Source organism: Salinicola avicenniae (assembly GCF_023736115.1).
GTDB classification, from domain to species: Bacteria; Pseudomonadota; Gammaproteobacteria; order Pseudomonadales; family Halomonadaceae; genus Salinicola; species Salinicola avicenniae.
Genome location: NZ_JAKQZC010000001.1, coordinates 649,013 through 665,904, shown reverse-complemented (window position 1 = coordinate 665,904; position 16,892 = coordinate 649,013). Strand labels below are relative to the sequence as shown.

Annotated in this window: 17 protein-coding genes; 11 read left to right on the top strand and 6 right to left on the bottom strand. The window is 65.5% G+C overall.

What is annotated here, in order from left to right:
• The first annotated feature begins 21 nt into the window (after window positions 1-21).
• The 4 genes from MC381_RS03050 to MC381_RS03035 all read left to right on the top strand — a co-directional run bounded on the left by MC381_RS03050 (window position 22) and on the right by MC381_RS03035 (window position 2,904).
• Window positions 22-162, top strand: a complete 141-nt coding sequence (locus MC381_RS03050) for a hypothetical protein (RefSeq protein ID WP_251976245.1) — start codon at window positions 22-24, stop codon at window positions 160-162.
• 4 nt (window positions 163-166) lie between these two features.
• Window positions 167-895 carry a metal ABC transporter ATP-binding protein gene (locus tag MC381_RS03045; RefSeq protein WP_251976244.1) on the top strand — a complete coding sequence of 243 codons (729 nt, stop codon included), beginning with the start codon at window positions 167-169 and terminating at the stop codon, window positions 893-895.
• Window positions 892-1,776 (top strand): metal ABC transporter permease, encoded by an 885-nt coding sequence (locus MC381_RS03040; RefSeq protein ID WP_251976243.1) that lies wholly within the window; start codon window positions 892-894, stop codon window positions 1,774-1,776. The genes MC381_RS03045 and MC381_RS03040 overlap by 4 nt, the downstream gene beginning before the upstream one ends.
• 84 nt (window positions 1,777-1,860) lie before the next feature.
• Window positions 1,861-2,904: a metal ABC transporter solute-binding protein, Zn/Mn family gene (locus MC381_RS03035; RefSeq protein WP_251976242.1), complete on the top strand. Its 1,044-nt coding sequence runs from the start codon at window positions 1,861-1,863 to the stop codon at window positions 2,902-2,904.
• Window positions 2,905-2,932: 28 nt separating this feature from the next.
• Here the strand turns inward: MC381_RS03035 and MC381_RS03030 are convergent, their stop codons facing one another.
• A complete protein-coding gene (locus tag MC381_RS03030; RefSeq protein WP_251976241.1) occupies window positions 2,933-3,754 on the bottom strand; it encodes a YrhK family protein in 822 nt (273 codons plus the stop codon).
• 208 nt (window positions 3,755-3,962) lie between these two features.
• Here MC381_RS03030 and MC381_RS03025 point away from each other — a divergent pair, with 208 nt between their 5' ends.
• The 5 genes from MC381_RS03025 to MC381_RS03005 all read left to right on the top strand — a co-directional run bounded on the left by MC381_RS03025 (window position 3,963) and on the right by MC381_RS03005 (window position 9,585).
• Window positions 3,963-5,228: a winged helix-turn-helix domain-containing protein gene (locus tag MC381_RS03025; protein ID WP_251976240.1), complete on the top strand. Its 1,266-nt coding sequence runs from the start codon at window positions 3,963-3,965 to the stop codon at window positions 5,226-5,228.
• Window positions 5,229-5,469: 241 nt separating this feature from the next.
• The gene (locus MC381_RS03020) at window positions 5,470-6,102 is read left to right on the top strand and encodes an OmpW/AlkL family protein (RefSeq protein ID WP_251976239.1); all 633 of its coding nucleotides are present in this window, start codon (window positions 5,470-5,472) and stop codon (window positions 6,100-6,102) included.
• A gap of 224 nt (window positions 6,103-6,326) precedes the next feature.
• Complete coding sequence (locus MC381_RS03015; RefSeq protein WP_251976238.1) at window positions 6,327-8,408, top strand: FUSC family protein; 2,082 nt, start codon at window positions 6,327-6,329, stop codon at window positions 8,406-8,408.
• Window positions 8,398-8,613, top strand: a complete 216-nt coding sequence (locus MC381_RS03010; RefSeq protein ID WP_251976237.1) for a DUF1656 domain-containing protein — start codon at window positions 8,398-8,400, stop codon at window positions 8,611-8,613. Before MC381_RS03015 ends, MC381_RS03010 begins: the two co-directional genes overlap by 11 nt.
• 27 nt (window positions 8,614-8,640) lie before the next feature.
• Complete coding sequence (locus MC381_RS03005; protein WP_251976236.1) at window positions 8,641-9,585, top strand: efflux RND transporter periplasmic adaptor subunit; 945 nt, start codon at window positions 8,641-8,643, stop codon at window positions 9,583-9,585.
• Window positions 9,586-9,709: 124 nt separating this feature from the next.
• On the opposite strand, the gene MC381_RS03000 is transcribed toward MC381_RS03005, so the two are convergent.
• Entirely contained in the window at window positions 9,710-10,912 is a 1,203-nt protein-coding gene (locus MC381_RS03000; RefSeq protein ID WP_251976235.1) for a pyridoxal phosphate-dependent aminotransferase, read from the bottom strand.
• Window positions 10,913-10,996: 84 nt separating this feature from the next.
• Window positions 10,997-11,779, bottom strand: a complete 783-nt coding sequence (locus tag MC381_RS02995; RefSeq protein WP_251976234.1) for a LamB/YcsF family protein — start codon at window positions 11,777-11,779, stop codon at window positions 10,997-10,999.
• A 220-nt stretch (window positions 11,780-11,999) separates the two neighbouring features.
• On the opposite strand from MC381_RS02995, the gene MC381_RS02990 reads away from it, so the two are divergent.
• Window positions 12,000-13,007 (top strand): hydroxyacid dehydrogenase, encoded by a 1,008-nt coding sequence (locus tag MC381_RS02990; protein ID WP_251976233.1) that lies wholly within the window; start codon window positions 12,000-12,002, stop codon window positions 13,005-13,007.
• Window positions 13,004-14,257: a Zn-dependent hydrolase gene (locus MC381_RS02985; protein ID WP_251976232.1), complete on the top strand. Its 1,254-nt coding sequence runs from the start codon at window positions 13,004-13,006 to the stop codon at window positions 14,255-14,257. Before MC381_RS02990 ends, MC381_RS02985 begins: the two co-directional genes overlap by 4 nt.
• Before the next feature lie 98 nt (window positions 14,258-14,355).
• Here MC381_RS02985 and MC381_RS02980 read toward each other — a convergent pair whose 3' ends face one another.
• From MC381_RS02980 to pxpB, 3 genes are all read right to left on the bottom strand, one after another.
• Window positions 14,356-15,033, bottom strand: coding sequence for a GntR family transcriptional regulator (locus MC381_RS02980; protein WP_251976231.1), 678 nt, complete (start codon window positions 15,031-15,033; stop codon window positions 14,356-14,358).
• Window positions 15,034-15,098: 65 nt separating this feature from the next.
• Entirely contained in the window at window positions 15,099-16,142 is a 1,044-nt protein-coding gene (locus MC381_RS02975) for a 5-oxoprolinase subunit C family protein (protein ID WP_251976230.1), read from the bottom strand.
• Window positions 16,139-16,891, bottom strand: a complete 753-nt coding sequence (pxpB, locus tag MC381_RS02970) for a 5-oxoprolinase subunit PxpB (RefSeq protein ID WP_251976229.1) — start codon at window positions 16,889-16,891, stop codon at window positions 16,139-16,141. The genes MC381_RS02975 and pxpB overlap by 4 nt, the downstream gene beginning before the upstream one ends.
• Window position 16,892 lies beyond the last annotated feature (1 nt).

Below are 16,892 nucleotides of genomic sequence, written 5' to 3'. Positions count from 1 at the left end.
TCCCCGAGGCACCTCCTTGTCATGTCACATCGTCACCGCCCTGACGGGCCTTGCCATTTTTCCCTGATGTCTCTTGGCGCGGGCCAGCGCGTGCTGCTGGCACTGGCGCCGGTTGCCGTTCTATGGCTCGCGGCTGCCTGGGCCGGCGGCTGGTTGGGTTGAGAACATGAAACCTGTGTTGACCCTCGAATCCCTGAGCCTGGCCCAGGGCGATCGCCTGGTGCTGGAAAACGTCGATGGTGAATTCACCTCCGGCAGCATCACCGCCCTGGTCGGGCCCAACGGCGCCGGCAAGAGCACACTGGTGCAGGGCATCATGGGCGTGCTGAAGCCGATCCGTGGCCGCGTGCACTGCGCAGTGCCCAACGCCCGTCGCGCCTGGCTGCCGCAGCAGCTGGCGCTGGATCTGAGCTTCCCGATGAGCGTCGAGGAGCTGGTGATGTCCGGCTGCTGGCCGACGCACGGCAGCTTTCGCCGCTACGGCGGAACGGAGTATCGCCGTGGCCAGGCGATCATGCACCGCCTCGGCCTGCAGGCGTTCGAGCACCGCCCGCTGGGTGAGCTTTCCGGCGGGCAGCGCCAACGTGCGCTGCTCGGGCGGACCCTGATGCAGGAGGCACAGCTGCTGTTGCTGGACGAGCCCTTCGCCAACGTCGATGCCGCGACCGTCGATATTCTGATCGACGTCCTGCGCGACATGGCCCGCGAGGGCGTATCGATCATTATCGTGCTGCACGATCACGAGCAGCTCATGCGGCTGGCGGATCGAGTCCTGCTGCTGGATCGCGGCCATGGCACCTGGACCACGCCGGCGGCGCTGGGCACGGCCTCGCCGACGGCCGGCGCGCTCTTCTCCACGGCACCTGCGTCGATGACCGGGGAGCAGGCGTCATGATCGATTGGCTGATCTCCCCCCTTGTCGATTTCGGGTTCATGCGCCGCGCCCTGGTGGCCGGGCTGGCGCTATCGCTGGTGGCGCCGCCGCTCGGCGTCTTTCTCACCCTGCGCGGCATGAGCCTGGTCGGCGATGCCATGGCGCACGCAGTACTGCCGGGCGTCGCGGTCGGCTTTCTGCTGGCGGGCTTCTCGCTGCCGGCAATGAGTGCCGGCGGTTTGATAGCCGGGCTGCTGGTTGCGGGGCTGGCCGGCGGCGTGTCGCGCCTGACCGGACATCGTGAAGACTCGGCGATCGCCAGCTTCTATCTGATCTCGCTGGCCGCCGGGGTCATGCTGATCTCGCTACGCGGCAGCAGTGTCGACCTGACCCATGTGTTGTTCGGCTCGATTCTGGCCGTGGACAGCACGGCCCTCTGGCTGATCGTCGGCGTCTCCAGCGCCACGCTGCTCATCCTGGCGGCGATCTTCCGCATCCTGGTGGTGGAGTGCCTGGACCCGCTCTTCCTGCGCGGCCAGGGCGTGCGCGGCGGCGCGGTTCACGGCCTGTTCCTGGGGCTGATGGTGCTCAACCTCACCGCCGGTTTCCAGACGCTGGGGACGCTGATGGCGGTGGGTCTGATGATGCTCCCGGCCACCGCGGCGCGCTTCTGGTCGAAGCGGCTCGAGGGGCTGATGGGGCTGGCGATCGCGATCGGCATGCTATCAAGCGTCGGCGGCCTGCTGCTTTCCTATCATGCCGGCCTGCCCTCCGGGCCCTGCATCATTCTACTGGCGGGTGGCATCTATCTGCTTTCCGCCCTGTTCGGGCGCTACCACAGCGTATTCGCGCGTTGGCGCCGCCGAGTCCAGCCGATGCTGCCGCCGGACGCCCACGGCTAATCGGCTTTTCCAAGGCGCCGCACCCCGGTTGACCGTTTCCGGCGCCTGCCCCCTCGTTCGTTGATCCGAAGAAGGAATCCCAGAATGTCGCACGTCCCGTTTCGCGCACTGCTGACCGGCGCCCTCGGTGCTTCCGCCCTACTCGCCGGTAGCGCCCAGGCGCAGGCGCCGCTGCAGATCGTCACCAGCTTCAGCATTCTCGACGACATGGTCGAAACGGTGGGCGGCGAGCACGTGCGCGTCGATTCGCTGGTCGGCCCCAACGGCGACGCCCATGCCTTTTCACCGAGCCCGGCCGATGCCCAGTCGCTGGCGGACGCGGATCTGGTAGTGGTCAACGGCCTGCAGCTCGAGGGCTGGATCGACCGCCTGATCGACGCGAGTGGATATGAGGGAGACGTGGTCGTGGCCAGCGACGGCATCGAGACCCGCGCGTTTTCGGGTCATGAGGACGAGCACGCCGATCACGCGGGTGATCATGACGCCCACGACGAACATCATGACGATCACGACGAGCATCATGACGACCACGGCGAGCATCATGACGACCACGGGCATGACCATGCCGAAGCGGAAGGCCATCACCACCATCATGGCGGTGTCGATCCGCACGCCTGGCAGGACCTCGAGAACGCCGAGCAGTACGTGCGCAACATCCGCGACGCGCTGGTCGAACTCGATCCGGACAACGCCGAAGACTACCGCACCAACGCCGAGCAGTACCTCGAGGAGATGCAGGCGCTGGACGCCAGCGCGCAGGAACGGCTCGGCCAGATCCCCGAGTCGGACCGTCTGATCATCACCAGCCACGACGCCTTCGGCTATCTCGCCGATGCCTACGGGCTGAAGATGCTGTCACCGGTTGGCATCAATACGCTATCCGAGCCGAGCGCGAGCGACATGGGCGCACTGATCCAGCAGATCGAAGAGAGCCATGCTCGGGCGCTGTTCATCGAGAACATGACCAACCCGGCGCTGATCAACCAGCTTCACGAAGAGACCGACGTGGCCATCGGCGGCGAGCTCTATGCCGACGCCCTGACGCCGGAAGGCGAAGGCAGCACCTATCTCGGCATGTTCCGCCACAACGTCGACACGCTCGTTGAGGCACTGGCCGAGAAAGAGTGATGAACGATAGGAGCCGATCTCGAACCCGTCAGGGCATGCCGCTGGCGGGCAGCCCCTCGCTGCGCCAGGCCGCGCGAAACTCGGCGGCGCTGATCTCGCCTCGCAGATAGGCCATCAGCAAGGCATCGTCGCCGGCGTGGCGGCTCTCGCCGTCACGCCGGCGACACATGAGCAGATAGGCGCGGTAGTAGTTGAACACGCCGCCCAGAAAGAAAAGCAGACTGCCGGTCAGATACTGCCAGGCAAGAAACGTGAACAGCCGTTCCGGCCTTGTCGCGGCATCGAAATGCCACAGGTAGGGAATGGAGGCGATGGCGAACAGCACCGAGCCCACGACGAACGTGACCGCCGTGAGATTGGTCAGCTGCATGGAAAGCAGCGATGGTGCTTGAATGATCTGCAGCACGTTGACGCTAGCCCCGAGCACGAACAGCAGAGAGCCGATCACGAAACACCAGCCACCGGCAACGATCCAGCCCCACCAGTCGAGAAAGAAGAGACTGCCCACGGTAAACAACACCGTACCCGCGAGATAGCTAACGGCCGCGATCAGCTCGAGTCTTCGGTCGAGCCCATGATGCGCGCGTAACCGCCAGAACTTGCGCACCTCCAGAATATCGTGTCCGGTCACCACCAGGTAAAGCAGCGATCCGACCAGAAAAATCCAGGCGCCGACATCCTGATATGCCTCGAAGTGGGGAAAGAAGAAGACGCTGCCGATGATAAACAGCAGGCCGCCGGCCTTGTAGAGCACCGCGTTGGCGGTTTCCCAGCGAAAGTCGTCGCGCCAGTTCTGGGGGCGACGCGTCAGGTTGGAAAGTTTGGCACGATTGGTAAACAGATGAGGCACGGCATCCTTCCTACGCAGCACACGCGAACTCGCCGCCCGCGTTGGAATCGCCATGTTAGCAATGGTGGCGTTCGTCGGCATCGCAAGCCAATCGTCGGCCCTGGCGTTTTCGCTCCCCCTCCCGTTCGCGTTTGGCGTGTCCGCCGCTGGTCATCTCATGCAGGCTGAACGACACTGACCGGCACTCGAATCCACTCATTCCGCTGCCATGTTTTCACGCGACTCGCTTGCTCGCGCCCAGCGCGAGCTGACACCCGCCCAGGCAAGACATCTCGCGCTCAAGGCACAGGGCTTCACGGCGACCTTGCCCCAGCGCCCCAACCGCGGTCATCTCAAACGCCTGCTGAACCAGCTCGGCGTGCTGCAGATCGATTCGGTCAACGCCGTGGTTCGCTCCCACTACCTACCGCTCTTCGCGCGTCTCGGCGACTACCCGACCGCCCTGCTCGATGAGGCGGCCTGGGGGCGGAATCGCCATCGCCAGTTGTTCGAATACTGGGGCCATGAAGCCTCGCTCCTGCCGCTGTCGCGCTATCCCGCGCTCGTCTGGCGCATGCAGCAAGCCCGCCGCGGCATCGGCATCTACAAGGGGCTGGCACGCTTCGGTCGTGAACGACAGGATGTCATCGAACGCGTGCTGGCCAACGTCCAATCACACGGCCCCGTCAGCGCCGGGGCGCTCAATACGCGCGATACACCAGCCGGTCAGTGGTGGGACTGGAGCGACGAGAAACACGCATTGGAGTGGCTCTTCGCGGCGGGCAAGGTCACCGTCGCGGCCCGGCGCGGCTTCGAACGACTTTACGATCTGCCCGAGCGTGTCCTGCCAGCCAGCGTTCTGCAGCAACCGGTACCGACGCCCCTCGAGGCGCACCGCCAGCTGCTCTATCAGGCCGCCGAGGCACTCGGCGTCGCCACCGAAAAGGATCTGCGCGACTACTACCGTCTGACACCCAAGGCGACACGCGAGGCGCTGGCGACCCTGCTTGAAGAGGCATCGCTGACGCCGGTATCGGTCGCCGGCTGGCGGCAGACGGCGTATCTCGTCGGCGATCCGGTGATTCCTCGACGACTGGACGCGAGCGCCCTGCTATCGCCCTTCGACTCACTGATCTGGTATCGCGAACGCACCGAGCGGCTGTTCGGCTTTCACTATCGGCTGGAGTTCTACGTACCGCCCCATCGACGGGTCTTCGGCTACTATGTGATGCCCTTCCTGCACCGGGGCCGCCTGATCGCCCGTGTCGATCTGCGCACCCGGCGCGAGACGCGTGAGCTGGCGATACTGGCGCTTCACCCCGAGCCGGGCGTCGATTTCGACGCCGACGCTCTCGAGACGCTCGCCGACCGACTCGAATCGCTGGCTCGCTGGCTGGGGCTTGCGCAGCTGCATCTTGCCTGCGAGCGCGACCTGGCTCGGCGCCTGACCAGCCATTGGCCGGTGGATTCGCAGCGTCGTCTCGCCTTGACGTGACGGCCCCCGCTTACCTTGTCGAACGCAGCGCACGATGACGGATCCTGTCGACGCCCTAAAGCTTTTCCTGCCGCCCCCTAAGCTTTCGAATCCTTAAGAATACTTTTGCGACAAATAACCACACAGACCTTGTGGTTATTGAGGCGTAAGCTGGGTCCACACGGTAGCGGACCGATGCCGGGTCCGCCGTGGGATTACAGACTCAGGGCTTCATTCAGGGCTTCATAAGGGAACGCCATCCATGAATACGATCCTACGCCGAGTCAGCATCGCCGGACTGGCGGTCATGACCTCTCTCAGCGCAGCCAACGCTTTCGCCTACGGCGCCGGTGACTGGTTCACCCACTTCGGTATCGCCAAGGTTTCCCCGCAGGACGACAACGGCCACTTCGACGGCCTGGATATGGATGTCGATGTCGAGGACAAGACCGGCTTCGCGTTTACCTTCGGCTACCGCTTCCTCGACAAATGGGGCGTGGAACTGCTGGCCGCCGAGCCGTTCGAGCACGACATCAACCTGAATGGCGACAAGCTGGCTTCCACCAAGCACCTGCCGCCGACCCTGACCCTGCAGTATTACCCGCTGGGTGGTACTCAGGCCCGCGTCCAGCCCTATATCGGTGCCGGCGTGAACTACACCCACTTTTCCGACGAAGACCTGGATGTCGGCAGCCTCGACCTCGACGACTCCTGGGGCGCCGCCGGCCAGCTCGGCGTCGACCTGTTGATCGATGACCACTGGTCGCTCAATGCCGCGGCCTGGTATCTCGACATCGACTCCGACGCCACAGCGACCGTCGGTGGTCAGGACTACGACACCACCGTCCATATCGACCCCTGGGTCATCATGGGCGGCATCGGCTTCCGCTTCTGAGCCGAAAAACCCTATCGGGCACGATGGTTGGCCACCCTTGCGGTGGCCTTTTTTATGCCTGTCCCCACTGCCACCTGCAGCAGCTTTCGCTCGCTTTTCCACAGGATCTTGCATGCCACGGTAGACAAACGCCGCAACCGGTGAGATCATTCGCAGCCTAACTTTCACCCCGTTTCTTTCTCGTCCCCACGAGTGAGCCCATTCGTGGGGTTTTCTGGTTGTCTATGCTGCGAATTCCTGCCGATCACTGGCTGCTGGCATTGCGAACGGTTCTGGCCGCCTGGCTGGCGCTGTTTCTGTCCATGCGTCTCGATCTCTACCAACCCGCGTGGGCGATCATGGCGGTCATGATCGTGACGCTGCAGCCGGTCATGTTCACCGGCGGTACACCGCCCATCGGTATCATTATCGGGCGCAGCATGGCGCGCCTGTTCGGCACGCTGTTCGGCTCCATCGTCGGCCTGGTCCTGATCGTCATGTTCGGACAGCAGCCGATGCTCTACCTGCTGTTCGCCGGCGCCTGGCTGGCTTTCTGTCTCTACTGGGTGATGCTCGAGCAGGACGAGCATATCGGCTACGTGATGATGCTCAGCGGCTATACCTCGACGCTGGTGTCGCTGACCGCCATCGGTACCGGCGTGGAGGATATCTGGTCGGTCGCTCAGGGACGCTTCAGTGAGACGGCACTGGGTATCGGCTGTGCCCTGCTGGTGCACGTGGCGATCGCACCGCGCTTCGGCAGCCGCGCGTTGCCCGGCGCGCTCTCGGAATTCCTCTCCAAGGCCGCCACCGAGACACTGGCGACACTCGATGCCCCTCGCTCCCGGGAGATGCGCGATACGCAGCTCAAGATGCTGCTGCAGCGCTACCAGCAGTTCGAGAAACTGCGCGGGCTGACACGGCTGGAAACCCGCCGGCTCAGCCACTTCATTCCGGCGCTGGACCGCTTCGCCAGCGACAGTCTCGCGCTGCTGACCGCGGTACGCGAACTGGAGACGGCGCTCGATTATCTGCGCGAGTGCGACGACGGCGAGCGCTGGCTCGACGCGCTGAAGCGTCAGGCGATCCCCCTGCTGCAGGCGATCGAGGCGGCGCCGGATGGCAAGCCCAGCAGACGGCTGGTGCTGAACGATCTCGACTGGGACGAGGAGACGGTCGAGCCGCGTACCCGCGCCCGTGCCGAGCTAGTAAGGCAGCGCCTGGGCGAGGTACTGGGCCTGCTGCAGCACGGCCGACGCCTGCGTAACGCGCTCGAAGACCCCGCCTCGGCGAAGGTCAAGACGCTACCCTGGTCGCGCCGCTCGCGCACCACGCACAACGAGCATTTTGTCGCCCGCTACAACGCATTTCGGCTATTCATCGCCTTCGAGCTGCTCGGCCAGTTCTGGATTCACAGCGGCTGGCACTCCGGCTATCTGGCCATGATGCTGCTCGGCGTCTTCACCATGCTGTTTGCCAAGGCACCCGACCCCGCAGCCGTGGTCTATCAGTTCCTGTGGGGGTCGATCGCGGCCGTCATTCTCGGCGGCATCCTGCTGTTCCTGGTGTTACCGGTGATCAACGGTTTCCCGCTGCTGGCCATTGCCATCGGCATTCCGATCGCCATCGGAACGCTGATGACGCCCTATCCACGCTGGTCACTGGTCGGTATGGCCGGGGCGATCACCATGATGACTCTACTCAACCTGCACTCGACCTACACCTTTTCGCCGACCAGCTACGTCAACGGCGGCCTGGCCTCGATCATCGGCACGCTTGCCTCGATGTTCACCTATTCGCTGCTGCGTCAGCGCTCGCCGAAAGATCGCATCAATACCTTGATGTCCTCCTACTGGCGCGGCCTGGGACGACTGCTGGGCGAGCGTTCTCTACCCAACCGTGCACGCCTCGAGAGTCGGCTCTACGACCGTCTCGGCCGCTTGATCGCGCTCGGCGGCAGCGACAAGGCGCTGCGTGAAGCGGTCGATCTGCATGCCATGGCACTCTGCGTCTGGCGAATCCGCCGTCTGCGCGATGCCGTCGGGCCTCTGCATGCCGATATCGAGGCGTGGCTGGCGCAGGTGGGCGGCCAATTGACCGACCGACGGCAGCACGACCCCGCCATGTGGCAGACCCTGGCGGACGAGGCGCAGACGTGGCTCGAGCGGCTCTATCACGAGGCGCGGCTGCCGATCGCCACCATTGGCGAATTCGCCATGCTGAAACATCTGATGCGCGACGCCCCCGGCGTCGAACTCGAAACTCGCGGGCAGGAGACGCAGGCCACGTCCGCCCCGGCGGCAGGAGAACCCGGACATGCTGGCTGAATGGTCGTTTCTGGGCTTTCTGATGCCCCCCCTGGCCGTACCGGTATTGCTGGCGCTGGCCGGCTATCTGCTGCTCCGCCGGCTTTTCGTGCGCCTGAAGCTCTATCACTGGTTCTGGCAACCAGTGTTGCTGGATATCGCGCTTTACGCACTGCTGCTGTGGGGCGTCCTCGAAGTAGGCGGCGCTCTCCCGGTAGCAGGATAAGAATGGCAGGATGAGGAACAATAACCGATGAACTGGCCAACCGGACTTCGCAAAACGGTTCGCTTGCTGCTGACGCTGATCCTGGTCGCAGCCGCGATTGTTGCCGTCGCCCAGATCTGGGACCACTACATGCACGACCCGTGGACCCGAGACGGCCGCATTCGTGCCGACGTGGTCAATCTCGGCACCGATGTGTCAGGGCTGGTGGAGGACCTGCAGGTCCACGACAACCAGCTCGTGCAGCAGGGCGATGTCCTGTTCACCATCGACAAGCAGCGCTATCAGCTGGCGCTCGACGAGGCGCAGGCGAATCTCAACCAGCTGGAACAGCAGCGTGACGAGGCGCAGGCCGCCAACAGCCGGCGTCAGCGTCTGCAGAATTACGTCTCCCAGGAAGACAAGGACAACGCCCGCTTCACCCTGACCGGCGCGCAGGCCGCCGTGCAGCAGGCGCGGGTCGAGGTCAATCAGGCGGAACTGGACCTGGAGCGCGCCACGGTGCGCGCGCCGGTCGACGGCTATGTCACCAACCTGCTGCTGCGCCCGGGTCAGTACGTCAATGTCGGCACCAACGCCATGACGCTGGTCGACGCCGACAGCTTCTACGCCCTCGGCTATTTCGAGGAGACCAAACTGGACAGCATCGACATCGGGGAGCCGGTCAGGATTCAACTGCTCTCCAGCGACCAGCCGATCTGGGGCCATGTCGATAGCTTCGCCCGCGGTATCAGCGACAACAGCCTGGCGAGCCAGGGCAACGGCCTGGCCAGTGTCTCCGCCTCGTTCGACTGGGTACGCCTCTCGCAGCGTATTCCGGTACGCATCGCGCTGGACGATGTGCCGGCGGAAACCAAGCTCTCCGCCGGACTGACCGCGACTATCTACCTCGACAGCGACCGCGACGCGCTGGAAGCGGAAGCGGACTGGTGGCGACCGATCCGCCGCTGGTGGGAAGGGCTGGTCAGCATCTGATCGGCGACGATCCATCGCAAACGATCCATCGCAAACGACCCATCGCAAACGACCCATCGCAAACGACCGCGGGGCGGCAGATGACTCTGCCGCCCCGCGGTCGTTTGCCGGCCTGCCCCCCCGATCAGTCGAGCGCCGCGCACGCCTCGGCGATACGCCGGCACGCTTCCATCAGCCGCTCGGTGTCGGTCGCGAACGAGATGCGGAAATAGCCCGGCAGACCGAAGGCGCTGCCCGGGACCACGGCCACCTGCCCCGCCTCCAACAGATAGCGCGCCAGGTCCTGGTCGCTGTCGAGCGTGTCGCCGGCCGGCGTGCGCCGCCCCAGCAGCGCCTCGCAGTTGGGGAACAGATAGAACGCCCCCTCCGGCAGGCGGCAGCTCAGCCCGTCGATCTCGGCAAAGGCGGCCAGACAGCGATCGCGCCGCTCGGCGAAGATCGCGTTGCGGGCCCGAATCTCGTCGAGCGGCAGTCCCAGCGCGGTGACCGCCGCCGCCTGCGAGACCGAGGCCGGGTTGGAGGTGGTCTGCGACTGCATCACCGCCATCGCCTTGATCAGATCCGCCGGGCCGGCGCCGAAGCCGATGCGCCAGCCGGTCATCGCGTGGCCTTTCGACACCCCGTTGATGGTCAGCGTGCGCGGTTTCAACGCCGGCTCGACCTGCGCCAGCGTGTAGAACGCGAAATCGTCGTAGACCAGGTATTCGTAGATATCGTCGCAGAGCACGAAGACCTGCGGATGCGCCAGCAGTACCTCGGCCAGCGCTGCCAGCTCGTCGCGGGTGTAGCCCGCCCCGGAGGGGTTGCCCGGCGAGTTGAGAATCAGCACCTTGGTCTGCGGCGTAATCGCCTCGGCGAGCTGCGCTGCACCGAGCTTGAAGCCGCGCTCGGCCGGGCAGGTCAGTGCTTTCGGCGTACCACCGGCCAGGCGCACCATATCCGGATAGGAGACCCAATGCGGGGCGGCGAAAATCACCTCGTCACCCGGATCGACCAGCGCCATCAGCGCGTTGAAGATTACCTGCTTGCCGCCGGCACCGACGCTGATCTCGCTGGTCTGGTAATCGAGCCCGTTGTCACGGCGGAATTTCTCGACGATCGCCTGCTTGAGCGCGGGCGTACCGTCGACGTCGGTATAGCGGGTCGCGCCCGCATCCAGCGCCGCCTTGGCGGCATCGCGAATCGCCGCCGGCGTCTCGAAGTCCGGCTCGCCCTGGGAGAGCGAGATCACGTCGAGACCTTCACGGCGCATCTCGGCGGCGCGACGGCTGATCTCGATGGAGGCGGAGGGACGAACGACGGAGAGTCGCTGCGCAAGTTGAGTCATGGTGTGGTTCCCTGAGTTGTTATGCCCTGAAAGGAATGCCTGGGGGTTGGCGACAGTCGCAAGACAAGCGTGGCAAGCGGGTCTTCAGCGTGCCTCGACGAGATCCGCCATCGGCCGAATCGCGACGCCCGCACTCTCGAGACGCCGGCGCAGCGTTTCCGCCATTGCCACCGCACCCGGGGTGTCGCCATGGACACAGATACTATCGATGGCGAGCGGGATCTGTTTGCCGGAGACCGTGGTCACCGCCTGCTCCTCGAGCATGCGCAGCACGCGATCGGCGGCCGCGTCCGGATCATGGATCACGGCACCGGGCAGCTTGCGCGACAGCAGGTTGCCGTTGTCGGCGTAGGCGCGATCGGCGAAGACTTCGTTGCCCACCTTGAGCCCCAGTTCCTGCGCCGTCAGCGAGGTCTCCATACCCGGCATGCAGAGGTGGATCAGCTTGCCGTCGACCGCTTGGATCGCCCGCGATACGGCCAGCGCCATCTCCCGGTCTTCCGCGGCCATGTTGCCCAGCGAACCGTGCGTCTTGACGTGGCGGATCGGGTGGCCGACCGCTCGCGCCATCGCGACCATCGCGCCGATCTGATAGATCAGCTGCTTTTCCAGATCCTGCGGATCCTCACCCTCGAGTCGCCGGCGACCGAAGCCGACCAGATCCATGAAACTCGGGTGCGCCCCGACCTGCACGCCCCGTTCGCGCGCGAGCGTCAGGGTCTCGTGCATGACCATCGGGTCGCCGGCATGAAAGCCGCAGGCGATATTGGCCGTGGTCACGATATCGAGCATCGCCCGGTCGTCGCCCATTTTCCATGCGGCGAAACTTTCGCCCATGTCGCAGTTGAGATCCACGCTTAGACTCATGCGTCCTCCTGAAGGATTGTTATTGGCCAGGGTGCCACGCGCAGCGGCGTTGACGTTGGCTAGCGTTATCGAAAACCCGTCGCGGGTCGGGTATCGATCATGCCATATCCATGGTATACCAATAGTATGCATTACCGCGCCACTGGTTTGTCGCCTCGTGCCGCAGGTACTACCGAGCCCCGCGAGCCCGGGCCACCAATAACAATCAGGGAGACCCCACTTGACCGACTTCATCTGTGTCATCGCCCAACCCATTCATCCCGATGGTGTCGATAGCCTGCATCAGGGCGGCATCCACGTGATCGATGCCCAGGCCCCCGATCCGCAGAGCTTGATACCGCTGCTGGCGGATGCCCGTTCACTGATCGTGCGCAGTGCCGCCGTCACCCGCGAGATGCTGGCGCAGGCACCACGGCTTGAAGTGATCGGCGTGCACGGCGTCGGTGTCAACGCCATCGATATGGCGGCCGCCACCGACCATGGCGTGATCGTCGCCAACACCCCCGGCAGCAATGCCCAGGCCGTCGCCGAACAGGCCATCGCGCTGATGTTCGCCTGCGCACGCCGCGTGCCGCTGGCCGACCGCATCGTGCGCGAGGGTGACTTCTTTGCCTTCAAGTACAACGAACCGATGATCGAGCTGGCCGGCCAGACCTTTGGCGTCGTCGGTTTCGGCAATATCGGGCGCCGCGCCGCCGCCATGGCGAAGGGGCTCGGCATGCGCGTCGTCGTATTCTCTCCCAACGCTCCGGATGCCGATCTCGCCGCCGCAGGCGTCGGCCGCGCGCCAACGCTGGATGCGCTGCTGACCCGGGCCGACGTAGTGTCGGTGCATGTCGGACTCAACGACCGCACCCGCAACATGATCGGCCGCGAGGAGCTGGCCCGCATGAAGCCCGGCGCACTGCTTCTGAACACCGGCCGCGGCGGCACCGTGGACGAAATGGCCCTGGCCAAGTCGCTCGCCTCGGGCCACCTCGGCGGTGCCGGTCTGGATGTCTTCGCCGTCGAACCCATGCCTTACGACCACCCGCTGCTGGCGCTCGACAACGTGGTCGTGTCGCCCCACAACGGCGGCTCGACCGCCGCCAGCATGTCGCGCACGGCGCTCGCCGTGGCGCGCAACATCCTCGACGTCAGCCGGGGCGTGACACCAGCGCACGTCGTCAATCCCGACGCGCTCGCGGCCACATCAGCCGCCAGCAACCCGCCGAAGGTGACGCCATGATCTCCGATGCCATCGACCTATCCCTGATCGACACTCTCTTCTCGCGGCTGGCCGCGCCCTATGCCGAGCAGATCGGCATCACGCGCGACGCCTACGGGGAAGGCGAGCAACGCGCGCACGAACTGTTCATCGAGACGGCCAGCGCGCTGGGGCTGGCAGTCGAGCAGGACGCCGCCGGCAACCATTTCGCCATCTACCCGGGCGAGGATCGCGATCAGCCCGCCTGGGTCGTCGGCTCGCATCTCGACTCCGTACCGCAGGGCGGCAACTTCGACGGCGCGGCCGGTGTCGTGGCCGGTCTGATAGCGGTGGCGGCGCTACGCGAGCGCGGCATCACGCCGCCGCGAGACATCATCGTCGCCGCTTTTCGGGCGGAGGAGAGCACCTGGTTCCCGGCCTCCTACCTCGGCAGCCGCTCGGCGCTTGGCAAGTTGGCCGCAGAAGAACTGGCGCTGACGCGCGCCGATACCGGACGCACGCTCGCCGAACACCTGCGTGACTGCGGTGGCGACCCCGACGCGGTGGCCACCGGCGACAACTGGCTGGGCCAACGTGCACTGCACGGCATGCTCGAGCTGCATATCGAGCAGGGCCCGACGCTCGAGACCGAGAAGCGTTCGGTCGGTATCGTCACCGGCATCGCCGGCAGTTTCCGCTATCGCGAAGCCCGCTGCTTCGGCGAGTGGGGCCACTCGGGCGCCGTCGCCAAACCCTATCGACACGACGCACTGATGGCCTTCGCCGAGCTGGCGATGGCACTCGAGCAGGCATGGGACACCCTGGAACAGGACGGCCGCCGCGCCACCGTGACGGTGGGTCAGATCGCGACCCCGCCGGCGCAGCACGCCTTCAGCAAGATTCCCGGCGAAGTCGGCTTCTGCCTCGACGTGCGCAGCGAGGATCCAGCCGTGCTCGTCGATCTGGAGGCGACGCTCCAGACTACGATCGAGCGACTGGAACGCGAGCGTGGCGTCCGCTTCGATCTCGGCCCGCGGACCGCCAGCACGCCGGCCCCCATGAGCGCGGCCTTGACCCAACGCGCCGCGACGCTCGCCACACAGTTGAAAATCTCGCACCGCCTGATGCCGAGCGGCGCCGGGCACGATGCGGCGACCTTCGCCAACGCCGGCGTGCCGACCCAGATGCTGTTCGTGCGCAACCAGCACGGCAGCCACAACCCGTTCGAGGCGATGCGCATCGAGGATTTCGTCGAAGGGATACGCGTGCTCGCCGCCCTGATTCAGGAATAGCGAGAGTCAGGCATAGCGGGATTCAGACATAGCGCCCGGGCGCCAGAGGCCCGGCTTGACGGGCCAGCGCCGCGCCCAGTCACCGTGAGCGGCGGCGCTCAGATATGCGCCAGGCGATTGATGATGCTCTGGCGCACATTGCCGATATGCGTTTCCATCGCCGCCTTGGCCCCCTCGCTGTCACGCTCGCGTAGCCGTGCAAGCAGGGCCAGGTGTTCGCGACAACCGGGTTCGAAACGCTCTGGCACCTGCACCAGATCGAAAACACGCGTCTTCAGGCGCAGATCGGCGACCATGCGTGCCAGCAGCTGGTTGTCACTGGCCTCGGCGATACCATTGTGCAGGGCATCGTCGACCCGATGCAGGTGCTCCGAGGTGCGCGCTTCCGGGGGCGTCTCCAACAGGGTGGTGACCTGCTGCTCCAGCACCTCGATCGCGTCGAGATCGAGCCGCTTGGCCGCATGCCACGCCGAATCCCCTTCGAGCAGCGCGCGTACGCGCAGGATCTCCATATACTCGTGCACCGACGGGGCCTTCACCGCCAGCTGTCCACGCGCCACGCGGATCGCGAAGCCTTCGTGCTCGAGCCGGCTCAAGGCCTCACGCACCGGCGTGCGAGAGATATCCAGCGCCTCCGCCAGGTTGCGCTCCTGCAGCAGCGTGCCGGCCGGCAGCTTGCCGAGCTGAATCATCTCGAACAGCTGCTGATAGGCCCGGCCCGCCAGGCTCTGAATGCGCGTTCCCTGCAAGATTCTGTCGATGTCCAGCGTCTGCATTGCTGCAATTCCCTGACAATGGATGGTTATGGTTATTACCGCTGCCGGCCAGTGAGTCAGGCGACTCAGCCGGACAATCGTTCGAGATAGGCCTGGAACTCCTGCTGCCGCCCGCGCCAGAGCGCTTCGGCGTGGGCGACGTCGACCGCCTCGAAACGCAGGCGGTCCCCCGGTTTCATCTGCCCGAGCCGCGCCAGATCGGCGCGAATGACGGTGGCGATCTTGGGATACCCGCCGGTGGTACCCCGGTCGTTCATGGCGATGATCGGCTGACCGTCGCCGGGAACCTGCACACTGCCCGTCAGCAACGCATCGGAGACGATATTGTGCCCCTTGGCGCTCGCCAGCGCCGGGCCGGTCAGCCGATAGCCCATGCGATCGGCCAGCGTCGAGATCGCCCACTCGGCGGAGAAGAAACGCGCCTGTTTCGCCCGCGCGAAATGCGCCGCCTGCGGGCCAAGCACCACGCGGATCGGACGCTTTTCCCGCTGCGGTAGATGCTGTTCGCCGACGCGCCCGACACTCGCCTGCCCGCTCCCCGGTGCCGCGAGTTCCAAGCGATCGTCGGCGAGCAGCGCGCGGCCTTCGAAACCGCCGATGCCGGCCCGCGCCAGCGTCGCGACGCTACCCAGAAACGGCGTCGCGCGAAAACCGCCCGCCACCGCCAGATAGGCCCGGGCCCCGCTGAGCACGCGCCGGACCTTCAGCACGTCGCCGTCGCGCAACCATAGTGAGCAAAAGGCGTCGACGCGACAATCATTGAGCAGCATCTCGACATCTCCGGCCACCGCCACGGCGCAGTTGCCACCTTCGACGACCAGCGTCGGCCCCAGCAGCGTAATCTCCAGGGCACCGGTTTCGGGTGCATTGCCGACCAGCGCATTGGCCAGGGCCAGGCTCATCGCATCCAGGGCGCCGGAGGGCGGTACGCCCAGATGCCCTTGGCCGGGGCGACCACCGTCCTGCAACGTCGTCAGCATGCCGGGCGCACTGACGCGCAGCGCGGCACTCGCCTTCATCGCGTCGTTCGTCATCGGATCACTGGTCATCGAGTCACTGGCCATCGAGCCCTCGCTCATGACGTTTTCACTGTCACGACTTCCTTTCACGACATCCACTCCCAGGCCGGTTGCCAGTCGGGATCGGCCTGCAGCGCCCGGAAACGCGCCTCGTCGATCGCTTCGAAACGCACGCTGTCGCCGGCCTCGATCAGGATCGGCGGCTCGCGCTGCGGGTCGAAGGTACGTACCGGCGTACGCCCCAATAGATGCCAGCCACTCGGCGCTTCCACGGAAGAGACCGCTGTCTGCTGGCCACCGACGCTGATGCTGCCAGCCGGCGTTCGCGTGCGCGGCGAATCCCGACGTGGAGTGTGCAGTTGCGCTTCCAACCCGCCGAGATAGGCGAAGCCGGGCATGAAGCCGATCATGAAGACGCGATAGTCCGGTGCCGTATGCAACGCGATGACCTCCTCGCGGGACAGCGCGTGGCGGCGGCAAAAGTCGTCGAAGTCGAGCCCGTACTCGCCACCATAAACGACCGGCACGTGAAAGCGACGATAGCGGCGCGACGCGACCGTCAGTGTGGCGAGCAGCGCGTCCAGTCGCGTCGTCAGCGTGTCCTGGGTCGTCGTGGTGCTATCGTACTCCACCGTTAGCGAGCGGTAGGTGGGCACGACGCCGGTAACTCCCGCGATGGCGGCGGCATTCACCGCCCGCGCGGCGGCATCGATCCATCGATTGGTTTCGACGTCGATGGTCTCGCCGCAGTCGACCAGCACGCCCTGATCGGCCAGCGGCACGAGGGAATAGCGCCTTGACTCGGCCTGCCTATCACCTGTCGTCTCTTGCGATGTCATG

Coding starts and splice junctions, on each gene's coding strand:
- MC381_RS03045 (WP_251976244.1), top strand. CDS start 167: ATGAAACCTGTGTTGACCCTCGAATCCCTGAGCCTGGCCCAGGGCGAT.
- MC381_RS03005 (WP_251976236.1), top strand. CDS start 8,641: ATGAACTGGCCAACCGGACTTCGCAAAACGGTTCGCTTGCTGCTGACG.
- MC381_RS03000 (WP_251976235.1), bottom strand. CDS start 10,912: ATGACTCAACTTGCGCAGCGACTCTCCGTCGTTCGTCCCTCCGCCTCC.
- MC381_RS03010 (WP_251976237.1), top strand. CDS start 8,398: ATGCTGGCTGAATGGTCGTTTCTGGGCTTTCTGATGCCCCCCCTGGCC.
- MC381_RS03020 (WP_251976239.1), top strand. CDS start 5,470: ATGAATACGATCCTACGCCGAGTCAGCATCGCCGGACTGGCGGTCATG.
- MC381_RS03015 (WP_251976238.1), top strand. CDS start 6,327: ATGCTGCGAATTCCTGCCGATCACTGGCTGCTGGCATTGCGAACGGTT.
- MC381_RS03040 (WP_251976243.1), top strand. CDS start 892: ATGATCGATTGGCTGATCTCCCCCCTTGTCGATTTCGGGTTCATGCGC.
- MC381_RS02980 (WP_251976231.1), bottom strand. CDS start 15,033: ATGCAGACGCTGGACATCGACAGAATCTTGCAGGGAACGCGCATTCAG.
- MC381_RS03025 (WP_251976240.1), top strand. CDS start 3,963: ATGTTTTCACGCGACTCGCTTGCTCGCGCCCAGCGCGAGCTGACACCC.
- MC381_RS03035 (WP_251976242.1), top strand. CDS start 1,861: ATGTCGCACGTCCCGTTTCGCGCACTGCTGACCGGCGCCCTCGGTGCT.
- MC381_RS02985 (WP_251976232.1), top strand. CDS start 13,004: ATGATCTCCGATGCCATCGACCTATCCCTGATCGACACTCTCTTCTCG.
- MC381_RS03050 (WP_251976245.1), top strand. CDS start 22: ATGTCACATCGTCACCGCCCTGACGGGCCTTGCCATTTTTCCCTGATG.
- pxpB (WP_251976229.1), bottom strand. CDS start 16,891: ATGACATCGCAAGAGACGACAGGTGATAGGCAGGCCGAGTCAAGGCGC.
- MC381_RS02995 (WP_251976234.1), bottom strand. CDS start 11,779: ATGAGTCTAAGCGTGGATCTCAACTGCGACATGGGCGAAAGTTTCGCC.